The sequence below is a fragment of the Methanofastidiosum sp. genome (assembly GCA_035362715.1).
Lineage (GTDB): Archaea > Methanobacteriota_B > Thermococci > Methanofastidiosales > Methanofastidiosaceae > Methanofastidiosum.
On record DAOSDU010000015.1, the window covers coordinates 1 to 14224 of the forward strand.

At 34.9% G+C, this 14224-nt stretch carries 18 protein-coding genes; 6 read left to right on the forward strand and 12 right to left on the reverse strand.

From position 1 onward, the window contains the following. The 5 genes from PLI06_08520 to PLI06_08540 form a co-directional block, all read right to left on the reverse strand. A partial coding sequence (locus PLI06_08520; protein ID HOI77635.1) for a radical SAM protein occupies window positions 1-841 on the reverse strand: 841 nt, incomplete at its 3' end. Window positions 842-1018: 177 nt separating this feature from the next. Continuing rightward, the gene (locus PLI06_08525; GenBank protein ID HOI77636.1) at window positions 1019-1147 is read right to left on the reverse strand and encodes a hypothetical protein; all 129 of its coding nucleotides are present in this window, start codon (window positions 1145-1147) and stop codon (window positions 1019-1021) included. After that, the gene (locus PLI06_08530) at window positions 1134-2255 is read right to left on the reverse strand and encodes a hypothetical protein (GenBank protein ID HOI77637.1); all 1122 of its coding nucleotides are present in this window, start codon (window positions 2253-2255) and stop codon (window positions 1134-1136) included. Before PLI06_08530 ends, PLI06_08525 begins: the two co-directional genes overlap by 14 nt. A 60-nt stretch (window positions 2256-2315) precedes the next feature. Next, window positions 2316-3305, reverse strand: coding sequence for a prenyltransferase/squalene oxidase repeat-containing protein (locus tag PLI06_08535; protein ID HOI77638.1), 990 nt, complete (start codon window positions 3303-3305; stop codon window positions 2316-2318). An 8-nt stretch (window positions 3306-3313) separates the two neighbouring features. Continuing rightward, window positions 3314-3517 (reverse strand): hypothetical protein, encoded by a 204-nt coding sequence (locus tag PLI06_08540; GenBank protein ID HOI77639.1) that lies wholly within the window; start codon window positions 3515-3517, stop codon window positions 3314-3316. A gap of 110 nt (window positions 3518-3627) precedes the next feature. On the opposite strand from PLI06_08540, the gene PLI06_08545 reads away from it, so the two are divergent. Both PLI06_08545 and PLI06_08550 read left to right on the forward strand, forming a co-directional pair. Beyond that, complete coding sequence (locus PLI06_08545) at window positions 3628-4536, forward strand: ABC transporter ATP-binding protein (protein HOI77640.1); 909 nt, start codon at window positions 3628-3630, stop codon at window positions 4534-4536. A gap of 1 nt (window position 4537) precedes the next feature. Beyond that, a complete protein-coding gene (locus PLI06_08550) occupies window positions 4538-5305 on the forward strand; it encodes an ABC transporter permease (protein ID HOI77641.1) in 768 nt (255 codons plus the stop codon). On the opposite strand, the gene PLI06_08555 is transcribed toward PLI06_08550, so the two are convergent. Beyond that, the gene (locus PLI06_08555; GenBank protein ID HOI77642.1) at window positions 5306-5875 is read right to left on the reverse strand and encodes a hypothetical protein; all 570 of its coding nucleotides are present in this window, start codon (window positions 5873-5875) and stop codon (window positions 5306-5308) included. A gap of 168 nt (window positions 5876-6043) precedes the next feature. Here PLI06_08555 and PLI06_08560 point away from each other — a divergent pair, with 168 nt between their 5' ends. Then, a complete protein-coding gene (locus PLI06_08560; protein HOI77643.1) occupies window positions 6044-6802 on the forward strand; it encodes a rhodanese-like domain-containing protein in 759 nt (252 codons plus the stop codon). A 7-nt stretch (window positions 6803-6809) separates the two neighbouring features. Here PLI06_08560 and PLI06_08565 read toward each other — a convergent pair whose 3' ends face one another. Together PLI06_08565 and msrB are read right to left on the reverse strand one after the other, a co-directional pair. Next, window positions 6810-7220 (reverse strand): SRPBCC family protein, encoded by a 411-nt coding sequence (locus PLI06_08565; protein ID HOI77644.1) that lies wholly within the window; start codon window positions 7218-7220, stop codon window positions 6810-6812. Further along, window positions 7217-7615, reverse strand: a complete 399-nt coding sequence (gene msrB, locus PLI06_08570) for a peptide-methionine (R)-S-oxide reductase MsrB (protein HOI77645.1) — start codon at window positions 7613-7615, stop codon at window positions 7217-7219. Before msrB ends, PLI06_08565 begins: the two co-directional genes overlap by 4 nt. Before the next feature lie 70 nt (window positions 7616-7685). Between msrB and PLI06_08575 the strand changes: the two genes are divergently transcribed. Further along, window positions 7686-8030, forward strand: a complete 345-nt coding sequence (locus tag PLI06_08575; GenBank protein HOI77646.1) for a hypothetical protein — start codon at window positions 7686-7688, stop codon at window positions 8028-8030. 1 nt (window position 8031) lies between these two features. Here the strand turns inward: PLI06_08575 and PLI06_08580 are convergent, their stop codons facing one another. The 3 genes from PLI06_08580 to PLI06_08590 form a co-directional block, all read right to left on the reverse strand. Continuing rightward, window positions 8032-9825, reverse strand: a complete 1794-nt coding sequence (locus tag PLI06_08580; protein HOI77647.1) for an AMP-binding protein — start codon at window positions 9823-9825, stop codon at window positions 8032-8034. Then, a complete protein-coding gene (locus PLI06_08585; GenBank protein HOI77648.1) occupies window positions 9825-10709 on the reverse strand; it encodes a 2-oxo acid dehydrogenase subunit E2 in 885 nt (294 codons plus the stop codon). Before PLI06_08585 ends, PLI06_08580 begins: the two co-directional genes overlap by 1 nt. A 105-nt stretch (window positions 10710-10814) precedes the next feature. Then, on the reverse strand, window positions 10815-12146 hold the full coding sequence (locus PLI06_08590; GenBank protein HOI77649.1) for a glycosyltransferase family 39 protein: 1332 nt from the start codon (window positions 12144-12146) through the stop codon (window positions 10815-10817). A gap of 183 nt (window positions 12147-12329) precedes the next feature. Here PLI06_08590 and PLI06_08595 point away from each other — a divergent pair, with 183 nt between their 5' ends. Both PLI06_08595 and PLI06_08600 read left to right on the forward strand, forming a co-directional pair. Then, a complete protein-coding gene (locus PLI06_08595) occupies window positions 12330-12590 on the forward strand; it encodes a hypothetical protein (GenBank protein HOI77650.1) in 261 nt (86 codons plus the stop codon). A gap of 84 nt (window positions 12591-12674) precedes the next feature. After that, on the forward strand, window positions 12675-13568 hold the full coding sequence (locus PLI06_08600) for a UbiA family prenyltransferase (protein ID HOI77651.1): 894 nt from the start codon (window positions 12675-12677) through the stop codon (window positions 13566-13568). Here the strand turns inward: PLI06_08600 and PLI06_08605 are convergent. Beyond that, on the reverse strand, window positions 13561-14214 hold the full coding sequence (locus PLI06_08605; GenBank protein ID HOI77652.1) for a PHP domain-containing protein: 654 nt from the start codon (window positions 14212-14214) through the stop codon (window positions 13561-13563). The genes PLI06_08600 and PLI06_08605 overlap by 8 nt on opposite strands. Between the last annotated feature and the right edge of the window lie 10 nt (window positions 14215-14224).

The following is a 14224-nucleotide window of genomic DNA, read 5'->3' on the forward strand; positions in this document are numbered from 1 at the left end:
CGCCGTTATCTATAATCAAAATATCATTTCCATTTCCTGAAGGGACGTAATTTAAAAAAATACATACATCGGCGCCCACTTTTTTTGCAAGTTCCAAGAAGTTTTGAATCTCATCTTTTACCAAACTAGTAAGAGTTAAGGACAGACCAACGTTAAGCCCTTGTTCTTTACAAAATCTAACTGCGTTGATGGATTTCTTAAAAGAATCTTTTTTTCTATGGGCATCATTTGTTTTTTCTATAGCGCTAAATACGCTTATTTCTACATAGTTTATCCCAGATTCTTTGATATTCTTGGCCATTTCATTGTCTATCAGTGTTCCATTTGTTGCAAGTGATGTTGTAAAATTATGATTATTTGCATAATCTGCTATTGTAAAAAAATCTTCTCTTAGTAATGGTTCGCCTCCTGAAAAGACAAGAGATAGCACTCCTGCAGCCTTTAGATTATCTATGGCCCTAATCCAGTTTTCAGTTGATAGATCTGATTGATTTTCTTTTTTTGAATCAAAATCAAAAGTATTGACATAACAATAGCTACAATTTAAATTACAATATCTTGTAAGCTCCAAGATCACAGAAACTGGTGAATTGAATACAAGTGGCTTTTTCAGGCCAAATGAGTTTATTCCTTCTAGAACGGAATGCACGCCGTTAGTATACGACGAAAGGGAGTAACCTTCTGCAAAAGTTGGGACAGTTTTTAAAGAATTCCTGCTAACTGCAAATCCAAAAAGCTTTAGAATATGGATCCAAGGCCTATAAAAGTGGAATAATATAGTGCACCTTCTACACATTATAGGTTCTTCTTCAGTTTCAATGCTGTTTATTATTTCTTCCAAAACAGTCCTATTGCATTTGGCACACTTAGTTGTTATTTCCGTGATGGAATATTTAATTAGGGGATTTATAGTAAGAGAGTATATCCTATATCCATTAATTTATTTCTTATCATCTCTATCTTTCTTTGAGTTTGTACTATATATGTCTAATTAAAAATTTAGAAAAAATAGAAAATATTATAGAACTACTAGATCCATAATAATTGTATCAAGTATTCCATTTGGAGAGTATGCAATCAATGATACCTTGTATGTGCCTGAAGGCACATTTGGTCCAACGGTAAATGTAGTTTCATACGGTTCCAATGTTGTGTGCTTTTATCTTTTGCAATTCTGGTGTTGTAATCACTTCTATTCCATCTGGCAATCCAACGAATTTTATGTAAACATGGTTTTGGGTAAAGAATCCTCTGTTTTCAACACCTATAATTGGCTTTTGAACCCCGGGCGCAATGGTAAAGGAAGAGACTACCTTTCCATCTTTTATAATAGCATCTCCATTATTTAATGTGAAACTTTCTATATCGACTTTTGGATACAGGATAGTTGCAGGAAGTTGTGGTTTTGAATTACAGTCCCAGCAACATTCTCTATATAGGAATACATCTGTGGTGGGCTGACCTTCCCATTCGTCATAAGTAATATTGATACTAGAAGGAATATCATTATATGTATGGACGCTAGATATATTACTAAAAGGTCCATTGAACTCCTGGAGGAATTTATCAATCAAAGATTTATCCCATCCAGAATAATAATAAATGATGTAAACAAAGTTGCCATTATTATCTATTGGATTAATTTGATTGCCATTGATAATTAGATTGGGAGACTCTGAGTTAATAACTAAAAGATAACTCTCTTTTAGTTGGCAATTAATAGTTGGTGGTAGATTTCGATTTCTAAAGGAAGTTGGGCTACATCCATAATTATCAGTGAATACGGGGACATACAGTATAAGTGATGTAAATGGAAGAGAAAATATACTCATTGTAGTATCATCCTCAAATCTTAAAATTTGGAATTCTTCAGGGCATTTTGTGGTATCTAGACCTAAATCCGCATTATTAAGGCGATAATGTTGTGAAGGTAGGCATCTTTTAATATTGTATGTAAATGGCAATGTTACTTCTTTACCAAAAAGGCCAGGTTCCCATCCTTCTTCCAAATTCAAGGCAATGTATATTTTAGACTCAACTTCACAATTGCATGTGGAACACTCCTGTCGGCATTCAGCTAGATATTGTCCATATAATTGATTTAGTCCACTTTGCACTTCATCATCCATTATAACTGGCTCTTGTATACAGCCGTAAAACTCATTATTATTGACAAAAACTTCAGAAGTCGTGCATCCTGATATAAAAGATACTATAACTAACAAAGAAATTAATATAGCAATTTTTCCTCTCATAATTGACACCGTTATTACACAAAGATACTAATTACCAATATTTAAAACTATCGGATTCTTTTAAATCGAATAGAACCTCTTGAATATTCTGCAAATAGCCAATGTAATCCATACATCGTTGTCATCGTCTTTTGGGAGGCCGTAGCACGCTTTCCAAGTTCCATCTGACCTTTGATTTTCAATTAAGTAATCTAGCCCTATCTTGATGTTGTAATCCTCAGCGGTAAATTTTAACTTGGAAAGAGAGTCAAGAGAAGAAACAATGTCGGTCCACCAGAAAGGGTAAGCTAGCTTCCCCCAGTAATCAGATGAGCTGTGATCTGGGTAATTATCTTTCTTAAAAAATTGTGATTTGAGGAATGCGCCGGCTTTTCTTAGTTCATTTGATTTTCGGTAATGATTATGTGCTGCAAAAGCCCTTAGGACTATCCCAGTTACCAAATGGGAAGAAGGTTTACTTGGATCATTTTTTATGGGACTCTCTTTTTCGCACATGGAATCCCTAATCTTGTGTTTAGTGGTCCTGAAGGGTATTGCCCATCCGCCATTATTCTGCCTCACGGATAAAAGCCATTTTATCCCAAGATCAATTCTGTCATCCTTTTCATATCCTGATTTTATTAACATCTCTAAGATGCCTGCAGAGTAGTTTGGCGTATATTCATTCCCATATATGCCTCTAAAGTCGCCTTCTTCAGTTTGGAAGGAAAAGAGAAATTCACAAGCCTTTGAAATAGCATTATTTGTGTTGTTTAGGCCATACTTTTCAACTAAAACACGGAGAATTCTATATGTTTCAAGTTGGTTGTAGTTCCTCTGGAAGCGAATCTCTTCTTTACACCCGGAATATTTCCAAGACCCATCTTCCTGTTGCTTATTCAGTATTGATATCGCCTCTTTTAATTCCCACAATGATTCTATGTTGCCTGGATCTTCATCTAATAAATCCCCCATCACAAAATATGTTAGGGCCTTATTGTCAGATAAGAGAAGGGGTGTAATTGGGCTGAATTTCAGATGCTCTTTCAAATAATTAGAATCATTTAACATAGAATCAATCAGATTAGTTTTACCATACAATCAACAAAGTCAGATGTGAGTTTCCTGAAAGGAAATAAATACAGTACTACCCACAAGACTTCAGTTATCCCGAGGGCATAGAGAAATTTGAGTTTATTTTTGTTTTTTACAAAGGAGGAATACACAATCAAAAGCAAAACAAAATTGGCTATTGCAAGATACAAATATACAATAGATGCCATTATTCTCCCACTTAGAATAGTACCTTAGGATATTTAAATTAATCGATTAATCCAAATATGAATAGTAAAGACTTTTATAATGTGGAACAATCTTCCAAACTGGTGTTTTATTGAGCATTGTCCTTGAAGCCAAAAATCTAGAAAAGAAATTCAGTGACGTTATTGCCGTCAATAAAATCAATTTCAAGGTAAACGAAGGGGAGGTTTTTGGATTTTTGGGGCCAAATGGGGCGGGTAAAACTACCACGATGAAGATGATTCAATGCGTTTCACCAAAAACTTCAGGCGATCTTAAGGTGTTTGGGTTAGACATTGGTAAAAATCCAAGAGAAATCAAGAAACTGATGGGGGTAGTCCCTCAGATGGATAATCTTGATCCAGATTTTTCTGTTCTTGGAAATCTTATCCAGTATTCAAGATACTTTGACATACCGATAGAAGAGGCTAAAAAGAGGGCAAATCAATTAATTGAGTATGTTCAACTCACAGAAAAAAAAGATAGTTCAGTCGAAAAACTTTCTGGTGGGATGAAAAGAAGGCTTGTATTAGCAAGGGCAATGATTAATGATCCAAGACTCCTTATTCTAGATGAGCCAACTACGGGTCTTGACCCTCAGGCAAGGCATCTGATTTGGGAGAAATTAAAGGATCTTTCCTCAAAAGGGATAACTGTCGTTATAACGACTCACTACATGGAAGAAGCGGAACGATTATGCGACAGATTAGTTATAATGGACAATGGGGAAATACTAGTTGAAGGTACTCCGAAGGAACTTGTACGAAAATATGTCGGAGAACATATAGTAGAAACGGATAATACCCTGGAAATAAAGGCATGCCTTGAAAAAAATAATATTAACTATGAAGTGGCAAATGAAAGTGTAGAAATATATAATGAAAACATATCCGATATAACTAATCTGATACTCAAGGAATGCGTTGACAGCGGTGTTACAGCAAGACCTGCAACTTTAGAGGATGTATTTCTGAAACTAACGGGGAGAAAGCTAAGGGAATAATATGTTAGGGCTCAGCTATAGATTTTTGAAACCGTGGAGAAGGAACATTGTAACATTTTTTAGGACATGGAAACTTAATTTTGTCCCTCCTTTCTTAGAACCAGTCCTTTACCTATTGGCATTGGGATTTGGGTTAGGTGGATTTATAGAAAATGTTGATGGTATACCATATGCAAAATTTATAGCGCCTGCCTTAGTCTCCATATCTGTAATGAACGCTTCATTTTTTGAGTGTACATATACTTCCTTTGTCAGAATGTATTATCTAAAGACTTTTGATGCAATGGTCTCTACCCCAATTTCAATAGAAGAAGTTATCGCGGGGGAATTATTTTGGGGCGCAACTAGAAGCACTATTTATGCTACAATAATGCTCCCTGTTTTATTGGCATTTGGTGTTGTGGAAATGCCATCATCTTTACTTATAATACCATTTGCGTTTCTCGGAGGCCTATTGTTTTCTTGTATTGCCATGTGTTTTACTGCATTAAGCCCAACAATTGACACATTAAGCTATCCAAGTTTTCTCTTTATTACTCCAATGTTTTTGTTTAGCGGAACTTTTTTTCCAATGACTGTTTTGCCGGAAGCAATCCAGTATGTAGCTTTGGCGATATTGCCATTGGCCCACATAGTTATAATTAATAGAGCATTGACGCTTGGAATATACAGTTTTTCATTAATAACAAGCCTATTGTGGATTTTAGGCGCAACAATAATATTCTTTTTAGTATCGATAAGGCTAATGAAAAGAAGATTGATAGTCTAATTATTTGGTATCGGAATAAATTTCCGGAACATATTTCAAAATAACTTCCATTCTTGGGTCATCCTCAAACTGATCGGGGAAGCAAAAATTAGGGGTGACTTCATATTCATATCCTTGTTTTAGTAATCCATATGCGATGAGTTCACAGCAAACAACATTTTTATCAAGGTCTATCCTAAAATATTTTCTTAAATCCTTCTTGATCAGTCTTTTTATTAATAATAAATTTCCTGTTCGGATAAATTGTAAATAGCTATATCCTAATCCTAGGTACATCATGCAATCTTTAACAAGTTTGTCTTTATCTATGTAGTCTGGGGGCCTAATAATAAGCATTTCATCAGTATCAAGGTATTCCTCAGCTTCTTTTACTTGAACTCCTCCAATAGTGGCTTCAACGCTTTTATTATATCCAATATAGAGTCTACAATGGGGCCATCTTGAATCTTGTACGGTTTTACAAATAAATGTTTCAATTGGATTTTTTCTATTATTGCTCAGTATTATGTCTCCTTTTTTTAAGGACGAAAGAAATCTGTCTTTTGAAGATGTCGCTTCCATGGTACCCATTTTAAAAAAATAGCTTTCATTATATAATATTTTTGACTATATTAATAATTTGGAATTATTACCAAACATTTTTATACATTGAAGATTATAATATTTATATTGGGGAATTTTTATGAAAGTTTGTCTTTATAATTCAAAGTATGGAACTGAAAGAACTAGGGTGGTAAAATGAGAAAAATACTGACTGTTTTTATAATATTATTCTTGGCGGCATCTTCATTTGGTATTGTATCCGCTCAAAAAAATGTTGCGCTTGTTGCAAATTCTATAGACTATAATCTTAACAGCAATATAATCTCTATTCTTCAAAGTCGAGGTATGAATATTGTTTACTTTAGCAGAACAGATTCAGGTTATAACTCCTACCCCTATGTGATCATTATCGGGGGGCCGGATTCACCGGAGCATACAGGATTCTTATCATTACAGATATTGCCTCCAAATGAAAGCTACAATCTAAGAAATATCAGGGGCTATCAGATATTCTATGAAAAGAGGGATCAGTGGCTTTCTAAACAGGAAGTCTTTGTGATTGCAGGAAGCGATAGAGAAAATACTAACTTCGCAGTTCAGAGTAATCTTGTTACATTGATAGATAGAATTGTAGAAGATACAGGTAGCACAGCAGTACCTTATCATGTCATTAATTCATCTCAACTAAAACAGTGGATAGCTAGCGGCGAGCCACTTTTTATCATAGATGTGAGAAACTCCGATGAGTATCGTGCTGGCCACATACCTGGGGCTGTCAATATAACTGGAATTGAACTGGGGTCAGTACTTTCAAGTATCCCGCGTGATAGAAAAATCATAGTATACTGCAGTACTAGCCAAGCTGCGGTAACAAATGCCCAATTCCTTGCAAACAAAGGATTTGCTAATGTTTATGCATTAACAGACCCATACTCAGTCTATATAAACAGCTAAATTTATTTTATTTTTTGAAATATTCTTTCAAAGGTTTCCAGTAATAATCCTCCCATCCCTGCTCGTAATCATCTGCTTGTTCTTCTGGAACTTTAGAATGCGTCATTTCTATTTCAGTTCCACCTTGGGCTTTCTTTAATTTTAGTTCAAATATCGATGGAGGATAACCCTTCGGCCATTCCGTAGTGCTCCATTCCTGGACTATCTTTTTCCCCTTTTCAAGTTCAACATATTTGCCAAAGATGTACCCATCCCACGCGGTGAACTTGCCCCCTACCTTGGGATCGGATGTTGCTTTGGAGCCTGTAAAAACCGAATGCTTATTTTCGTCTATAATTGCCCCATATACATCATCTGGATCTGCTGGGATGATAACTTTTTGTTTCAATGTTTTAAACTTAAATTCCAAGTTTTTCACTTCTCCTCTTGAAATTTCAGTGATGCAGAATTCATACAATATCTCTTTCCAGTCGGCCTAGGTCCATCATCAAATACATGCCCTAGATGCCCGCCACATTTACTGCAAGTAACTTCAGTCCTAACCATTCCATAATCTAAATCTTCATGTTCGTCTACATTGCCCTTGGCAGAAGCTTCAGTAAAGCTTGGCCACCCCGTTCCAGAATCAAATTTAGAATCAGAATCAAATAGCTCAACTCCACATCCGGCACAAACATACTTTCCTTTCTTTTTATTATCTACATATTTTCCTGTGAATGGTCTTTCAGTTCCCTTTTCCCTCAGAATATGGTACTCTTCAGGAGTAAGTTTTTTCTTCCATTCCTCTTCTGTCAGTTTGACTTTTTCTTTCATAATACCCTTAGATTGTTAAAATATTAAAATTTAAATAGTTATTGATTATAATTTATAGTAGTGAACTAGAATGATAAATAACAAAAGAATTTTAATTGGTTTATTGACCGGCGCAATTCTAGGCGTGTTCTGTATTATAGGTGTAGGCGCTAGAATAGGATATGAAAACTATATTTTTTTAATTGGTATGTGGTATAACAGGGTGGTCATGGGATTATTGATAGGCCTCGCAGACAATATTCAAATAACAAAGGGACATAAGAATGTTCTATTAAGAGGTGCTTTACTCGGATTAATTGTATCCAGTGCTATCTTTATTTCAACTGAATTTAGAGATGTGCCAAGTTTTTTCGCCGGAATAGTCTACGGAGTAATAATAGATTTTGTTGCAAGTAAATATGGAAAAAATAAATAATTTAAGGATTGTCTGGCGTTGTTAGGCTTGATGAGCAGGATATGTCTATCGTTGGTTCAGGGAAGGCGTCTCCTTTAGGTATTTTATCCATTTCACGATTCTTTCTTTTTTCTAGCTCTTCTTTTTCTAAGACGCCATAAGCAACTTTTCCTATTAAGGTCAAAGGTAATTCTTTTCTGAATTCAATCTCTTCTGGGCAACTCCATTTTATCAAATGTTCATGGCAGTATTCGATGAGTTCTTTTGCAAATTCTTTTGATTCCATAGATTGGTCTTTTAGTGATACAAAAGCTTTAACACTTGTCATTTTGTGTGGGTGGGGGACTCCGATAGCGCATGATAAAGCAACTGCAGGGTGGCTGTCTAGTATGTCTTCGATTTGAGACGGGTAAACATTAATTCCAGAGGATATAATAATTCGTTTAAGTCTCTGCTTAAAATAGATAAATCCGTCAGGGTCCATATAGCCTGCATCTCCCGTGTGTAGCCATTTCCTTCCATCGGGATGAATTTTGAGTGTTTTCTCTGTTTCCTCAGGATGATCTAGGTATCCCTTCATTAGGGTGGGGCCACTGACACATATTTCGCCCTCGTCTCCTGGTGGGGCTTCTTCAAAGGTACCAAGTTTAACTATCTTAATAATAATGTCAGAAATAGGTATTCCTACGCTTCCTTGTCTATATGTATTTTTAGGCATTATTGTAACGCCTGTTACAGATTCAGTCAATCCGTAACCCTCTCTTAAGACAACTTTCCCTCCTGACTTTGCAACTGCATTTTCAAACTCTATTTTTATGTCGTGAGGTAGGTGGTCCCCTCCACAAAATGCGCCCTTTATACAGCTGAAATCAATCTTGGAGATCTTAGGATTTCTAGCAAGTGCAGCGTATAGAGTTGGGACACCTGCGATATATCTTGGTTTTTTTGTTTTTATTAAATCCAAAACTGTGTCTGCAGAGAACTTAGGGACTAATATACATTTGCCGCCATCAATCAAAAATGTGTGTACACAAACACCCAATCCAAAGCCGTGAAATATGGGTAGAATTGAAAGAACTGAATCGTCTTCTACAATTGGCCCTTGTGCGCAAGCCTGCATTGCGAGGCAGTTTAGATTGAAGTTTGAGAGTTCAATACCCTTAGGGACTCCGGTAGTTCCACCACTATAAAGGATAACTGCAAGTTCATCAGTGTCTATTTTTGCCCTTTCTATTTCGGGGTAATCCGTTTCCATTAGGTCTTTCCACCAAAATACTTTGGAGTCTGGGGAAACCTTTTTTATTTTTCTTCCAGTTGTAAGATTGAATCCGATCTTTTTTAAAGGTGGCAAATAATCCGTAATTTTTGCAAGAATAAGTTTCTCAACAGATGTATCGCCCAGTATGTCTTTAAAATTATAATAAAAAGCATCAAGGGTGATGGCATACTTACTGTTGCTTATATTAAGGTAAAACTTTACTTCCTTTGGCGGAGAAAGAGGGTGTATCATGCTTGTTACGCCACCAATCTTGTTTACAGCATATAAACAAATAATCGCCTGGGGACAGTTTGGCATGCAAATGGTAATTCGATCGCCCTTTCTAAGGCCAAGAGCATAAAGTGCATTGGCAAACCGATCTATATCGTGTAGAAACTCTTTGTAAGTTGAAGTACGATCTAAAAAGTCGTAGGCGATTCTATCTGGATATTTCATTGAGGCGTCATAAACGGCGCCATACATAGTTTTTTTAGGATAATCAATGGATTCAGGGATATAATCTTCATAGTATTTTAACCATGGTTTTTTTTCGTACATTATTTTCCCTCCGTCTCAATCAAAAAAGATTTAATATCTTCCTCAGAAGGTGGATTTTCTAATATTTCAGGATTTTGCATAAAATTCTTGAATAGTTCAATAGCTTTAACAAAATATATCCCTTCACTAATACGATCATCCAGTGTGTATCCTATTCTAACCACATCCTTTACCTTTAATTCATCGTTTTCATCAACTACAGGGGCTTTGTGAATTTTGCCCAGTGCTATGAAATTTGAGGTATTGCCATATTCAAACAGGTGATGAAATACTGAATCAAGCCCCAAACTACCGAGATTAGTGACATAAATACTTGCATACATTGGATCGTCTTTGACAATTGAAGCGGGTAAAATTCCATAATAATCAAGACCTCTCCACACCCAAATAATAAATCTTAATATAAAATCAGGGAACTTGATAAGAAGATCTATCTCTTTTTCTTCATGCTTTTTTTCGTCCCCTCTACCATATTCAAGAGACTTGGCCATTCGTTGAATTACCATATCCAAAGTATCTCTTGGATCAAAAGTAACTTTAATATTAGAATACTCTGATTCTTCATCCAATTTTTTCTTAACAATCATTGAAATTTGTATGGCATTTCTTTGAAATATTCTTCTACCCATAACAAATCTATTCAACTGAGGCCTCATTGCAACAGTTCTGACCAGAGAAGCAATGAAAATGTGAAAAAATTTTATTCTTTTTTCGCTAAGCCCCGCATTTGCTTTTTCCATATACTCCAAAGTTTTGCCAACTTCAAATTCAAAGTCTGCATATATTGCAGATTCGGTCCTTGTTTTCATTACAAATGGATAAACTCGCCTATAATTGGACAGTGTTCTTATCTGTTTGCCATCGCATCTATCGCCAAAAGCCATAAATTATCACCGAATGTTGATACAATATTAGACATTTGTCGTGTATATTTATAAGTTTTCCTTTTCAGGGTTCTTATTCAAATTCGAGGCATTTGCCGTTAATAATTAGTTGTCAATTTTACTAGAGTTGTAATAAGGGGATCTGTAGATACAGACGGTTCCGTAATTATCCTTGAAAGTGATCAATGGATCTAATTTGCCAAAAAATTCTCTTGCGTATTCGGGAGTTGTTTTTTCATAGGAATCAATGACAACATATTCTATTTTACAACGTTCGAGGGTCCTTTCAAACATTGATGGATCTTGGGGTATTTGATAAGTTTTCCTGTGGGAAAAATAGTATATTTGCCTATATGATTGTGCCATCACTTTTGAATCCTCATCTGTGTTATCTTTAAGCCAATGCCCAGCTTCATCCAGAAGGCCATAGGAAACAACATTAGTTTTTAAAATGGTAACAGTTGCACCAAACTGGAACAATACCGCTATTACCATGAAGGCTAAAACTTTATTTTTTCTCTTATCTTTAAGATATAACAATGCCAAATAAACTAGAAGAAAATATCCTGCGAGAAGATATCTTGCCTCTTGAACAGGCCATACAAAGGCAGATAAAAATACGAAAAATCCAAATAATAGAAATGTTTTCTCTGATTTTTTTATGCCTAAAATTGAAAGAGGCAATATGGGCAAAAATGAGCCTAAGAAGAATATGGGCAAGGTTCTCGTGAAAAATGTAGTGATATTTGAGCCCATTTGTGGCAATAGGTAAGCAGAATGAGAAACAAATGGGGTCTGAAAATGAGAATAAGACCATAATGCCCATGGGAGTACAATCAATACTGAAGACAATATGTTAATTGCAACTTTTTTGTTCATTTTGATCAAATAATATACAATGATAGGAAATGTATATATCACACCAACTGATTTTGTTAAGAATGCTATTCCGCTTAGAATGCCTAATAAGGCATGTTTCTTGTATGAATCATCTTTCCATAAAAAGACCAAATAAGATGCCATGACAAAGGTCAACAAAGGTATTTCGCGGATTACATTAATTGAATCGTAAAAAATAATAGGTGTAAAAAAAACATACAAAGAACCTAAAAAACTCAATTCCGTAGATACTCTTTTTTCTAAAATGAGAAAACAAAGAATTGTGTGAATAATGGAAAATAATGGCACTACCAAATATATCCCATTTTCCCCAAAAATCCCTATGAAAAGAGCTAGAAAAAAAGGCAAAATTGGTGGTACGTCACCAGGATAGCCATTAAAATAATATCCATTTTCACTAACTAAAGAATATCCTAAAGAGGCATATAAACCGCCGTCGTATATCAGTCCGTAGTGAGGAACATAATAAGCAAGAGATATAACTGATGCAAGTATCAAAATTAGTATATACCTATGCCTAGTCATTGCGATGTGCATTATTCAAAAAAATTATATAATCTATTTATATGGTTAATGTGGGGCATAAAAATAGCTTTAGGATATTTAAGGCTTTAATAGCCCTTTATATTAAAAAATAAAGAATATCTTATTATTTGTATACTAAAAATTAGTAACTCACACTCCCTCTAGCCTTTTACTCACTCCCCAATCAGGCTATCCATGGCAAACGAATTTGATCAAGCCTACGGATTTATAATTAAATCATGTTATTATTTGGGCAGTATGTGTTCAGTTAAAGGAGAAATTGAAGTGTGGGAGAAAAAGGAAAAAGACAGAATCTTTCTTATAGACAAAACTTCTGAAAGATTTTTATCCCGGACAAAACATGATGACCCGGAGTGGTATGAAAATTCAAGAGATATGCTCACTTCTCTTATAGAAAATAATTGTAGTATGCCACCCATTTTATGTTCGTACTAGTTCCTATATTTATATATATTTTTTAATTATCCTATATATACTCAAAAGGAAATATTTATAAATCAACTTATGTTGAGTAATTCTATGACTTATAGGGCAATTATTTATAATTCTGCCACTCTTAACGCCCCTAAGAATATCCTTCAGTTTCTGTTTGGAGTTATTATATATGCGAGTTTAACTGGTGACTATAATTTACTAAAAATAGTGCTAGGAGCGTCAGGATTGTCCTTGGGCCTAGGGGCAATATATCTGTTTAATGATCTTACTGATTATGAAGATGATAAAAAGAATTCGATGAAAATATCTTGGAAAGCTATAGCCAATGGAAGTATATCAATTCAGACGGCTAAGTACCTTATTATTGTATTATCAGTATTAGGAACAACATTATCATTTTTGGCAGGAATGAGATTTTTTGGCATATTTGCAGCAGTAATTGCATTAAATCTTCTATACTCCTACCCATCAATAAGACTCAAAAATCACAAAAATAGCGGTTTGATGCTAATTACAGCTATACAGATACTAAAGTTTTCTAGCGGTTGGTTCCTTTTTACAAGTAGTTTCAATGGATTCACCTTTCCATTTGTTATCTCATTATCAATAGGATACTCGCTTCTATTCTTATATTACAAGAATAACACTGCCAATGCTAAAGAAATAATTAAAGAAAACAAGCTAAGGGTATTCCCGCTTTCATTATTACTAGTAGGATTCTTACTAGCATCCTTCTTCATGTATGCATTTCCTGTGGTGTTCATATTAATACTAGCTATGTCAGTGCCAACAATCTTGTTTTACAATCTATCTAAGGATTACTTAGGGACAAAGGTAAACTTTGCTTTTATGTATGCAGGACTTATCATTATCCTGTTATCTTTTGTTTTGCTTTCATCCCCTACTGTTACAGCAACAAATGATACAATTTTAATATATTCAAGCCAAATCAAAGAAATAATAAGGCAAGCTATTTGAAAAATGGGATCATGCTGGTCTTCAAATGGGGTTTAACCCCAGTTTGTCTGCCATGGATAGATATTTTTCCTTCTTTTATATTTTTAAATATAGAAGGTGTTGTCCTTTTAGATTCTAGAATAAAATAAGAGGAACCAAGCTCTTCTGAAAAATGAGAATCTGATCCCGCTATTCCTGGAATATTATTACTCTTTGCATAGGCCTCTGCAAGTCTATTGTGGGCAGATAAAAGAGTTCTACTATTAAAAATTTCGATGGCATCAATTTTTTCATTAATGGAATCTAGATCATCCCCAATGCCTTTTCTAAATTTATCAAAAGGGTGCGGGGCTATCAAAAAGCCTTTTTTTCCGTATGTAATAGTTTCTTCTAAAGTCATGTTCTTAGGAATTTCTTCTTCAAGATTTAGTACAATAATCTCTCCTGAAAGTGTTTTTACTTCTTGGCCGACTATGACTTTTATGGAAAGGTCCTTTTTTTCAGCGTAATCTCTTGTTTCAATACCGCCTTTTGTAGAATTGTGATCCGTAACAGAAATGACATCAAGACCTTTATACATTGCAGTTTCAAGAATATCTTTAGGCTTCATATTTCCATCGGGAGAATAATAAGAATGGATATGAAAATCAAGTTTTATTTTCTCCATATACCACCCA